An 11,513-nucleotide genomic window follows, 5' to 3' on the forward strand; every position below is an offset into this window, starting at 1 on the left:
CACGCATTACAGACAAGCAATAGCTTCGTGTGCCATTATTCGTGCCTGCTTATCGATCTCATATACATTTGCGAGCGATTGTGGCGCTTTCATGTCAAATTTTTCTAAAACTTTTTCAACGACACACGCTATATCAAGAAATCCAATGTTTCTATTAAGAAATGCATCCACTGCAACTTCGTTCGCTGCATTCATCGCTGCCGGCATCGTTCCCCCATTAATAAGGCTTTCACGCGCCAGTCCTAAACAGCGAAATTTGGCATAATCGGGCTCAACAAAAGTCAAATCAGCTAACGTAGCAAAATCCAATCCTTTAGCCCCCGTGGATAAACGGTCCGGCCATCCCAAACAGTATGAGATCGGGGTACGCATATCAGGCGTGCCCATTTGCGCCAAAACGCTACCATCAACATATTCCACCATAGAGTGGATAACTGACTGAGGATGAACGATGACGTCAACCTGATCGCGGTTAACCGGAAATAAATAATAGGCTTCGATCATCTCCAAGCCCTTATTCATCATCGTCGCAGAGTCGACGGAAATCTTGGCACCCATATCCCAATTCGGATGAGCAACGGCCTGTTCGGGTGTAACGTCAGTCAATTCGTCAATCGTTTGGTTTAAAAATGGTCCGCCGGATGCTGTCAAAATTATTCGCTCAACATCACTTGCATGCTCCTGATCAAACACCTGGAAAATCGCATTATGTTCAGAATCAACAGGAAGTAACTTTGATCCGTACCTATTAACTTCCTCGAGCATTAAATCGCCAGCACAAACCAAACATTCCTTATTCGCAAGTGCTATTGTTGCACCACGGCGGATTGCTTGGAGTGTCGGCTTTAGGCCTGCTGCCCCAACAATCGCAGACATAACAATATCACTGTTTGCTTCTGCGACTTCACAAATGCCTGCTTCACCCGCCAATGGAATAATAGAGGTTCCCGATAATACCTCTTTTAATTCTGCATAAAGAGCTTCGTTTCCAATTGCTGCATATTTTGCATTCAACGCTTTGGCGAGGCGAACAAGTTCAGACAGGTTTTGATTTGCTGTTAGTCCCACAACTTCAAACCGATTTGGATGTCGCTGAATAATATCGACAGTGCTAAGCCCTATAGAGCCGGTCGAGCCCAGAATTGATATAGTCTGTCTTTTTGTCATTTAGCTAGCCCAGTGCAAAATACAAAGCGAGAACAAGGGCAGTAAAAGGGGCTGCGGAAACAATACCATCAACCCGGTCCAATATACCACCGTGCCCTGGTATCAGTTCACCAGAATCTTTAACATCAAACCGCCGTTTGACAGCGCTTTCATACAGATCCCCCATTTGCGCCACCAAGGCAACCACACCACCCATGACCCATGTTTTACCAATATCGCCCCAAGTAAATATGAGTGAAAACAGGTAGGAAATGATCATCGCCAGTACTATACCGCCGATCAAACCAGCCCAGGTTTTATTGGGGCTAATTTTTGGTGATAGTTTCGGGCCACCTATGCCTTTGCCAGCGAAATAGCCACCAACATCCATGGCCCAGACATTAAGGAAAATCCACAATACCATTAACCCGTATTCATCAACAGACCTAAGCCATGAAAGCGCGATCAAAGCGCTGGAAACATAAGCACTGCCGAGCAAGGAGTAATAAACTGTTTTATGCTTTTCCGATTTTGTTTTACTGATTTCGATAAATGTACCAACACCTAAAACCAATGCTAAAACAATAATCATGATCATTGGGTTTGATAATATTGCCTCAGATTGTGGCAACAACACAAAAATCATGGGCAAGAGAGCAACTGGTAACAGTGTAATCACGTCAACCAGTGGATTTTGACTCGAAACCATACGGTTCCATTCTAGCATCATCAGGATACCACCCAATAATAACAAACCATAAAACCACCACCCCCCTAAGTAGATTGCACCGACAACTGGCGGCAACAACATGAGGGCAGATATAATGCGTTGGAGCAAATTTTTCGATATCACAGCCACTCTTACGCCACCGTATCCGTAATGATTTCATCATCTGGTCTGGCGCCGAATCTTCGTTCACGGCCACCATATTCGATCACAGCATCTATAAAATGCTGTTCAGCAAAGTCTGGCCATAGGACATCAGAAAAATATAGCTCACTGTAGGCTACTTGCCACAACAAGAAATTTGACAAGCGTTGTTCGCCGCTTGTCCTTATAACCAGATCAGGGTCTGGTATTTCCTTTGTTAGCAATGCATCATCCAAAGTCTCAAGAGTGATTGCTTTTGTTGATAAAGCACCCTCTTCTACTTTTTGGGCAATGGCTTGAACAGCTTTCAATATTTCTTGGCGACTGCCATAATTCAATGCGATCACTAAAGTTAAGCGGTCATTATCAGCTGTCAAAGCCTCAGCGTCATCTATAAGCTTGGTAATTTCTGCGTCCAACGCGGATTTTTCACCAAGCACATGAAGCTTTACATTTTCTTTATGAAGTTCTTTTATCTCTCGTTTCAGGTAAAACCGAAGCAAACCCATTAAATCCTGAACTTCATCCTGAGGACGGTTCCAGTTTTCTGTAGAAAAGGCATAAAGGGTAAGATATTTTACACCTGATTTAATCGCACCGGAAATTGCCTCTTTTACCGCTTCGGAGCCTTTTTTATGACCAACAGACTTGGGTAATTTTCTTTTGGATGCCCAACGCCCATTACCGTCCATAATGATGGCGACATGCTTTGGTATGCGCGAAGTTTCAATTTTTCGCACATTTCCATGAGTACCAACAGATAAGTCGCCATCTGCCGCCATATTTAGACCTGCATAATCTCAGCTTCTTTGGTCTGCAATGCAGTATCTACATCACCAACATATTTGTTAGTGAGCTCTTGAATCTCATCAGCGTACATTTTGTGATCATCTTCGCTGATAAGTTTGTCTTTCTCAGCCTTTTTCAACTGATCCATTCCGTCACGGCGAACGTTACGAACGGCGATCCGGGCTTGCTCCGCATACTTGGCAGCAACTTTTGCAAGCTCGCGCCTGCGTTCCTCATTAAGTTCCGGAATTGGAATACGAACCAACTGCCCGTCTAGCATCGGGTTCAGGCCTAAACCAGCGTTGCGGATCGCCTTTTCAACAGCAGAAGCATTTGCCTTGTCCCAGACCTGAACAGACAACATTCTAGGTTCTGGTACTGAAACGGTACCAACTTGATTAAGCGGCATGTTGGAGCCATAAACATCTACCATGACAGGGTCTAACAAGCTCGTTGAGGCGCGGCCCGTCCGAAGGCCAGCAAACTCAGATTTCAAAGCTTCGTTTGCACCTTTCATCCGACGTTCAATATCATCTAAATCAATATCATCACTCATATTCTATTCCCCGGGTATTTTATGAATACTCTCGCGTTATTGGTTATTCGGCATCGCTTTCTTTTACAACAGTACAAATTCCCTGCCCAGTTAACATATCCAAAAGACCGTTGTCCGTGTGGATTGAGAAAACGACAATCGGAATATTATTCTCGCGACTTAACGAAATTGCAGATGCATCCATCACTTTCAAGTCCTGTCGCAACACATCCATATATGTCAATTCATCATAACGCACAGCATCTGGATTTGTTTTAGGGTCAGCATCATAAACACCGTCCACTTGTGTCCCCTTAAGAAGAGCGTTACAATTCATTTCGGCAGCGCGAAGTGCAGCCGCAGTATCAGTCGTAAAGAACGGGTTCCCTGTTCCGGCAGCAAAAATAACAACACGGCCTTTCTCTAGGTGCCGGATTGCACGGCGCCGAATATAAGGCTCGCTAACATTCGCCATCGGAATTGCAGAAAGAACACGGGTATCAACATCCTGCTGTTCAAGTGCATTTTGAAGTGCAAGTGCATTCATAACGGTGGCCAGCATACCCATATGATCTGCGGTTGTTCGGTCAATCCCTTGGGCAGCACCTTTTAGTCCGCGGAAAATATTACCGCCGCCACAAACCACGCAAACTTCTGTGCCTATTTCTGTCGCTTGTTTGATTGCGGTCGAAACTCGTTCCACTGTATCAGGGTCGATACCATAAGCACCGTCCCCCATAAGGGCCTCACCAGATAATTTCAAAAGAACACGTTTATATTTAGGCTCTGATGACATATCAGCAGTTACTCCCCGTTAGATCGACCCGATGTAATAATTTGCCGCAGCTTATCCGGTCACAACACAAATAGCTACGATCAATTTGACAATTTTATGCAGTTTTTGCGTCAAGTTTATAATCGACACAAAAAAACCCGGAACACTTCACCAGTATTCCGAGTTTCAATCGATCAGATTTTAACTTATGCGCCAGCTACAGCAGCAACCTCAGCAGCAAAATCTTCTTCTTTTTTCTCTAGGCCATCACCCATTTCCATACGAACGAAACCAGTAAGTTCGATGGCAGTGCCAGCGTCTTTCGCAGCTTTTTCGATGACCTTAGCAATTTTTGTTTCGCCGTCGATTACAAACACCTGCTCAAGAAGCACAACTTCTTCATAGTATTTGCGCATACGGCCAACGATCATTTTCTCAATGATATTTTCTGGCTTACCAGATTCGCGTGCCTTATCGATCTGAACCTGTTTCTCACGCTCTACAAGCGCAGGATCAAGTGCTTCGATGTTCAATGACGCAGGGTTTGCAGCAGCGATATGCATAGCAAGTTGCTTACCAAGCGGCGCAAGTACGTCTTCACCAGCTTCAGAAGTCAAACCAACAAGAACGGCAATTTTACCCATGTTATCAGCGGCAGCACCGTGTAAATAAGACGCAACAATTCCGTTTTCAACTTCAATTATTTCAGCGCGGCGAATATTCATGTTTTCGCCGATAGTTGCAATATTGTCAGTCAAAGTATCAGCAACAGTTTTGTCTGAACCCGGGAATGATGCAGCTTTAATCGCTTCAACATCAGTACCTGTGGTCATTACAACGTCTGTCAAGCCACCAACAAAGCCCTGGAACTGTTCGTTACGTGCAACAAAGTCTGTTTCTGAGTTAACTTCGATAACAGCGCCCTTAGTGCCTTCCACCTTAAAGCCAACAAGGCCTTCAGCGGCAACACGGCCAGATTTCTTCGCAGCAGCAGACAGACCTTTTGTGCGAAGCCAGTCCATTGCTGCTTCTACGTTACCGTCAGATTCAGCAAGAGCTTTTTTACAATCCATCATACCTGCGCCAGATTTTTCGCGTAGGTCCTTAACGAGAGCGGCAGTAATTTGTGCCATTGGATATCTCCTTGAGGTATCTCAAAATTAAATTGAAGAACAACTTTGGGTCAAAGTTAAAAGCCCTTTAACCCAAAGCACTCAAATAAGTAAGTTATTCTTTTGTTTCAGCTTCAGCAGCAGGCGCTTCTTCAGCGGCCTCTTCAACAGCTTCAGGCGCTGCTTCTTCTGCAACAGCTTCTTCTACTGGTGCTTCTGTTGCACCAAGGTCAACGCCTTGTGCAGCAAGGTCAGCCTGGATACCATCAAGAACAGCTTCAGCAACCAGATCACAGTATAGGCGGATCGCCCGTGTTGCATCGTCGTTACCTGGAACAGGGAAATCGATACCTTCTGGCTTAGAGTTCGTATCAAGAACACCGATTACAGGAATACCAAGGCGGCGTGCCTCAGCGATTGCAAGATCATCACGGAGCGTGTCTGCAACGAAGATAATGTCTGGAAGACCACCCATGTCCTGAATACCACCGAGAGAAAGCTCAAGCTTGTCGCGCTGACGCGTTAGCTGAAGTGTTTCTTTCTTAGTCAGGCCAGTGTGCTCTTGGCCAAGTTGCTCATTAAGCATTTTCAGACGCTTGATTGACTGTGAAATCGTCTGCCAGTTTGTAAGCATACCACCAAGCCAGCGGTGATTTACATAATACTGACCACAACGTTTCGCAGCATCAGCAATGATTGGTGATGCTTGACGTTTTGTACCAACGAAAAGAACACGACCACCGCCAGATACTACATCACGAACAGCTTGAAGCGCACGTGTTAGGTACGGAACAGTTTGTGAAAGGTCAATAATATGAACACCGTTACGCTCACCAAAGATGAACGGAGCCATTTTAGGATTCCAACGATGTGTTTGGTGACCAAAGTGTACGCCAGCTTCCAAAAGCGCGCGCATATCAACGACAGGCATTGCCATTTCAATTCTCCTTTACCGGTTATGCCTCCGCGAGTTGCGTCTCAAACTTGTTTGAAACACCGGTTGGTCAATACTGGAATTTGCCAGCATGGCCGAACTCGCGTGTGAAGTTGGCGCTTCTTTAGTCGCCTAATCGGCAAAGATCAAGGGTTTTCTTGAAAAAATTGATTATTTTGGTCGCTCTGTTCGCAATTCGCGTTCTGTAGCTGTAATATTACCATATTCGGCGTGATTTGTAATCGTGACTTGGGGCTTGCCTTCGTTGACCGACATAACAGGTAATGTTTTCACAATTGGTGTTTGCCGAGCCATACGAACCGCCTCTCTCGCCGTTTTCGCGCGCGCAAGCTTCACCAAATTCAGACGGGTTGGAAACATTAAAGGAACCTGGTCCCCTTCCCAACTATCCAAAAGCTTTTGAGGGTTGACCCAACGATGCGATATTGCCTCATTCCCATCATGCTTGGCTTTTTGGCCTTTATGGTGCGCGATGTAAAAATAGGTATCAAACCTGCGTGGCAGGTTTTCAGGCGTTACCCAATGCGCAAAGGGTTCGAGGCTTTTTGTATCAAGAACCAATCCCTGCTTAACCAGCATTCTACGAAACTCGTTCCCCGACTTTCGGGCTATCGCCATTTTCGAATTGCTTATAACGGCCTTATGTCTGCTTCCTGTTGCATGACAGACACCAACTTCTTCAAACAATTCTCTAAGCGCTGCGATTTTGTAAGACGTTTCCTTATTCATCCGCAGGTCACTAACCTGACCACGCCAGCGCCAAAGCTTCATATCCTCCGCATCAACCTTACCGCCAGGGAATACAAATGCACCAGGCGCAAACCGCATTGTTTTCGCACGTTCCATCATTAAAACTTCAAGGCCTGTTTTGCCGTCACGCACAACAAGAATAGAAGCAGACGGCAATGCTGGTGCGATCGTTCTCTCCTGATTGGTTTCATTGGTCATGCCTAGGCTCCTAACGCTTATATTTCTTCTACCAAAGCAACACCAATCTCAGCAGTGATGGCCTGCTTTAATTCAGGCGTAACCTTATAACCGCCGGGTAACCTGAATTCAGCGTAACGCCTCCGCTCCGCGACAGGAACCTTAATCGTTACCCTGCCTTTACCACCGCTTTTGCGGGAAAGCGCTGCCTGAACACCAGGAAAGGCCTCAGCCTTATCAATTTCGATAAACAATCCCTTTGACGACTGTGAAGCAACTTGCTCTAACGATTCAATACCTCGGTTGGAAAGCCTCACTGTTTCATCGTCGTCACGTTTTCTAATTTGCACGGTTGTTACAAGCGGTGCCCCTTCGTCGACAAGCAAACGTGTATTTTCCAGATCATCTTCGAAAATCATCAATTCAAAAACATCTGTCCGGTCAGACAGGGATAAGGCCCCAAATTTACGCCCCGTGTTTTTAGATGTGCTTTCGCGGTATCCAATGATTGCACCCGCCATTCGTACCGTTTGTCCAACCATCACTGCATCATTAAAGACTTCGCGGGCAGGAACAATCCGTTCACGTTCAAGAATTGTTTCGTAGCTATCAAGGGGGTGTGCAGAAATATAAAATCCGACCGATTTACGCTCATTCTGCAAAATCTCTGTATCGGTCCACTGCTTAACAATCGGCAATACAGGTCGATCAATTTCGCCTGCCATATCACCCCCGAACAGGCTTACCTGATTACTTTCCCGTTCTTGTTGAACCCGCTGCGCTAAGCGCATGATCACTTCCGCTGACGCATGCGCCTGCGCACGGTCTGGAACAAGGCTATCAAACGCACCTGCAGTCGCCAGCTGTTCCAGCTGCCTTTTATTCATCAGTTTGGGATCAATACGTTCTGCGAAATCAAACATGTCCTTGAACGGTCCATTGGCTTTGCGTTCTTCAACCACGGCTTCCATCGCTTTTTCACCGACACCCTTGATAGCTGCAAGCGCATACCGGACACCTTGATTGTTACGGGTATCACCATCTTCGCAGTAATTTTCGGGGGCTTTTTCTACAGCGAACACCACTTCGGATTTGTTGATATCAGGCAAGAGCAAGGGAACTTCCATCCGCTGAAGCTCTTGTTTGAACATCGCGAGCTTATCTGTATTCCCCATATCAAGCGTCATAATCGCCGCCATAAACTCAACTGGGAAATTCGCCTTCAAATAGGCCGTATGATAGGAAACCAGTGCATAGGCAGCAGCATGTGATTTGTTAAACCCGTAAGACGCAAACTTCGTCACAAGATCAAAGATAAACGATGCCTTCTCGGCGTCTATACCGCGTTCAACTGCACCTTCACAGAAGCGACCGCGCTGTTTGTCCATTTCTTCCTTGATCTTTTTACCCATCGCACGGCGCAAAATATCCGCTTCGCCGAGGCTATAACCCGACATGACCTGCGCAATCTGCATCACCTGTTCCTGATAGATGATAACGCCGTTTGTTTCTGAGAGGATATCCTCAAGAATTGGATGCGGGTATTCCACTTCTTCACGGCCATGCTTACGATCAACATAGGTTGGAATATTGTCCATTGGTCCCGGACGATAGAGCGCCACAATCGCGATGATATCTTCAAATGTATCTGGTTTCAGCCCCTTGAGGACCGCGCGCATGCCCGTACTCTCAAGCTGGAAAATCCCTGCGGCTTCGCCGCGCGCTAGCATTTCATACGTGGGCTTATCATCTAAAGGCACAGACGCCAGGTCGATATGAATATCACGGTCGGCGATGTATTTTACCGCACGATCAAGCACCGTAAGGGTTTTCAAGCCCAAGAAGTCAAACTTTACAAGCCCAGCCTGCTCCACCCATTTCATATTAAACTGGGTAACTGGCATGTCTGATTTTGGGTCGCGGTACAGCGGCACGAGTTGATCAAGAGGACGATCTCCGATCACCACACCAGCCGCGTGCGTTGAAGAATGTGCGTATAGACCTTCGAGCTTAAGCGCTCGGTCCATCACTTTTTCCGTAAGCTCGTCCGTATCTATCTCGCGCTGTAATCGTGGCTCGCTTTTGATCGCCTCATCAAGCGACATAGCACTACCGGGGTCATTTGGGATCAACTTAGAAAGCCTGTCCGTTACAGGGTATGGCTGTTGCATCACGCGGCCACAGGCCTTAACCACTGCCCTCGCCTGCAATTTACCAAAGGTAATGATTTGCGCCACATGATCATGACCATATTTATCCTGAACATATTTGATCACGCGTTCGCGTTTTTCCTGACAGAAATCGATATCAAAATCGGGCATAGAAACCCGTTCTGGATTGAGGAAACGCTCAAACAGTAGCGAAAACCTGAGTGGATCAAGGTCGGTAATTTTCAGCACCCACGCGACTACTGAACCAGCACCGGACCCACGCCCCGGCCCTACTGGCACATCATGATCCTTAGCCCACTGGATAAAGTCTGCGACGATCAGGAAATAGCCCGGAAAGCCCATCTGATTAATGATACCAAGTTCATAATCAAGGCGTTCCCAATATTCTTTTTCCCATTCCTGATCCTGCCCTGCTTCCAGTCCTTCTTCCTTGGCTTTAAAGTCAAGCCGTTCACGAAGGCCCTTCAACGAGCTTTCACGCAGCATATCGGCTTCTGATACATCCATACCGCGGGTATAGTTTGGCAAAAGCGGGTCAATGATATCGACCTTGTAAGCACATCGCCGGGCTATATTGATCGTGTTTTCAATGGCTTCCGGTAGATCACTAAAAAGCTCAATCATCTCTTCCGCTGTTTTAAAGCGATAATCCTTATTGAGCTTGCGGCGCTCGTTTTCCGCGACATAAGTACCATCCGCGATACAGAGAAGCGTATCATGCGCTTGATACATATCAATACTTGTGAAATATGGCTGATTGGTCGCAACAATTGGGAGATTGTGCTTATAAGCTAGGTCAAGAAATGCCTCTTCGCTTCTTCGCTCACTCTCCAAGTCATGCCGCTGGATTTCTATATAGAAACGACCTTCAAAAAGCTTGTTTAATTCGAGCAAGCACTCCTCGGCTTTATCATTTTGCCCCGCGAGGATTAGTGATCCGATTGGTCCCGAAACACCCCCACTTAAGCAAATCAATCCGTCTGACAATCCTTCAAATGCATCGAAAGGTAGTTGAACCCCTTCCGCCACATCGCTTTCCAAGTGCGCCCGAGAAACGAGCTTCATTAAGTTTTGATAACCAAGTTCTGACTGCGCAAGCAATATTAACTGATCAGGTTCAACATACTTTTTTGATTTAGGGTCAGTAACTTGGTACGGATTTCTAACGTGAAGGGATACACCGATGATTGGCTGCACACCAGAACCTGCAGCGCTCGTGGAAAACTCCAGCGCCGAGAACATATTATCCGTATCGGTAACCGCAACCGCTGGCATTTTGTGGCCCACGCATTGTTTCACAAGGTCCTTAACGTGAATTGCACCTTCCGAGAGCGAATATGCCGTGTGAACACGTAAATGCACAAAGCCAGCGTGGCTCATACTATTCTCCGATACAGAAATTTACTTCCAATTGCGCCAGTTGATCAGCGCTGTATTGCCAGCATAGCGCCATTGAGCGTCATCGCAACAGCGAGATTGTTATCACTGGGCAAAATCGCATAGAAATATAGAGAATTCGGACTTTTCCAGGATAGGTCCTAACTTGGCGACAGTTTGTTCTAGATCACCAAGTTTCCTTCACGAAGAATCAGCCGTCTATCCATTTTATCAGCAAGCGACATATCGTGGGTTGCGATAAGGGCGGTCAGCCCTTCCTCGCGAACAAGATCAACAAAGGCTTCAAATACCTTTGCCGCTGTAATTTCATCCAAATTTCCTGTTGGTTCATCAGCAAGCAACAAAGAGGGTTTTGTTACAATAGCACGTGAAATCGCGACACGTTGTTGTTCGCCACCCGAAAGTTCGGCAGGAATATGATCAAGACGATCCTTAAGCCCCATTTTCACGAGGATATTTTCTGCGCGCTCCATCCCGTCCTTACGCGGAAGGCCTGCGATATCAAGCGCGAGCATAACATTCTCAATCGCAGTAAAGTCAGGCAAGAGGTGATGGAATTGATAGACAAAACCCAGATCGCTTTTGCGCGCATGGGTACGATCCCTGTCATTGGCATCGCTTAAATTGCGATCATTGATAATAATCTTACCATCGCTTGGATGATCCAGAAGGCCTGCGATCTGCAATAATGTTGATTTACCGGACCCGGATGCGCCAACCAGGGCAACAAGTTCCCCCTTGTTTAGATACAGGTCAATGCCCTTTAACACTTCAATGGTTTTTCCACCCTGAGTGAAAGAGCGCTTTAGGTTTTCAATGGTTAAAACACGCATA

Annotated in this window: 10 protein-coding genes; all 10 read right to left on the reverse strand. The window is 46.3% G+C overall.

From position 1 onward, the window contains the following. Positions 1-6: 6 nt before the first annotated feature. Positions 7-1,167, reverse strand: a complete 1,161-nt coding sequence (gene dxr, locus KFF44_RS09425) for a 1-deoxy-D-xylulose-5-phosphate reductoisomerase (protein ID WP_255933689.1) — start codon at positions 1,165-1,167, stop codon at positions 7-9. Between the two features lie 4 nt (positions 1,168-1,171). Continuing rightward, on the reverse strand, positions 1,172-1,999 hold the full coding sequence (locus KFF44_RS09430) for a phosphatidate cytidylyltransferase (protein ID WP_255933690.1): 828 nt from the start codon (positions 1,997-1,999) through the stop codon (positions 1,172-1,174). An 8-nt stretch (positions 2,000-2,007) separates the two neighbouring features. Further along, on the reverse strand, positions 2,008-2,799 hold the full coding sequence (locus tag KFF44_RS09435; protein ID WP_255933691.1) for an isoprenyl transferase: 792 nt from the start codon (positions 2,797-2,799) through the stop codon (positions 2,008-2,010). 2 nt (positions 2,800-2,801) lie between these two features. After that, a complete protein-coding gene (frr, locus tag KFF44_RS09440; protein ID WP_255933692.1) occupies positions 2,802-3,362 on the reverse strand; it encodes a ribosome recycling factor in 561 nt (186 codons plus the stop codon). Positions 3,363-3,405: 43 nt separating this feature from the next. Further along, positions 3,406-4,137, reverse strand: coding sequence for a UMP kinase (gene pyrH, locus KFF44_RS09445; RefSeq protein ID WP_255933696.1), 732 nt, complete (start codon positions 4,135-4,137; stop codon positions 3,406-3,408). A 185-nt stretch (positions 4,138-4,322) separates the two neighbouring features. Next, entirely contained in the window at positions 4,323-5,249 is a 927-nt protein-coding gene (gene tsf / locus KFF44_RS09450; RefSeq protein WP_255933699.1) for a translation elongation factor Ts, read from the reverse strand. Between the two features lie 94 nt (positions 5,250-5,343). Beyond that, a complete protein-coding gene (rpsB, locus tag KFF44_RS09455) occupies positions 5,344-6,165 on the reverse strand; it encodes a 30S ribosomal protein S2 (RefSeq protein WP_370691076.1) in 822 nt (273 codons plus the stop codon). A 168-nt stretch (positions 6,166-6,333) separates the two neighbouring features. After that, a complete protein-coding gene (locus KFF44_RS09460; RefSeq protein WP_255933700.1) occupies positions 6,334-7,131 on the reverse strand; it encodes an NUDIX domain-containing protein in 798 nt (265 codons plus the stop codon). A 17-nt stretch (positions 7,132-7,148) separates the two neighbouring features. Continuing rightward, a complete protein-coding gene (gene dnaE, locus KFF44_RS09465; protein WP_255933703.1) occupies positions 7,149-10,661 on the reverse strand; it encodes a DNA polymerase III subunit alpha in 3,513 nt (1,170 codons plus the stop codon). A gap of 179 nt (positions 10,662-10,840) precedes the next feature. Next, a complete protein-coding gene (locus KFF44_RS09470; RefSeq protein WP_255933704.1) occupies positions 10,841-11,512 on the reverse strand; it encodes an ABC transporter ATP-binding protein in 672 nt (223 codons plus the stop codon). Position 11,513: the final 1 nt, after the last annotated feature.

Source organism: Kordiimonas sp. SCSIO 12610, assembly GCF_024398015.1.
In the GTDB taxonomy this organism is placed as follows: Bacteria; Pseudomonadota; Alphaproteobacteria; order Sphingomonadales; family Kordiimonadaceae; genus CANLMI01.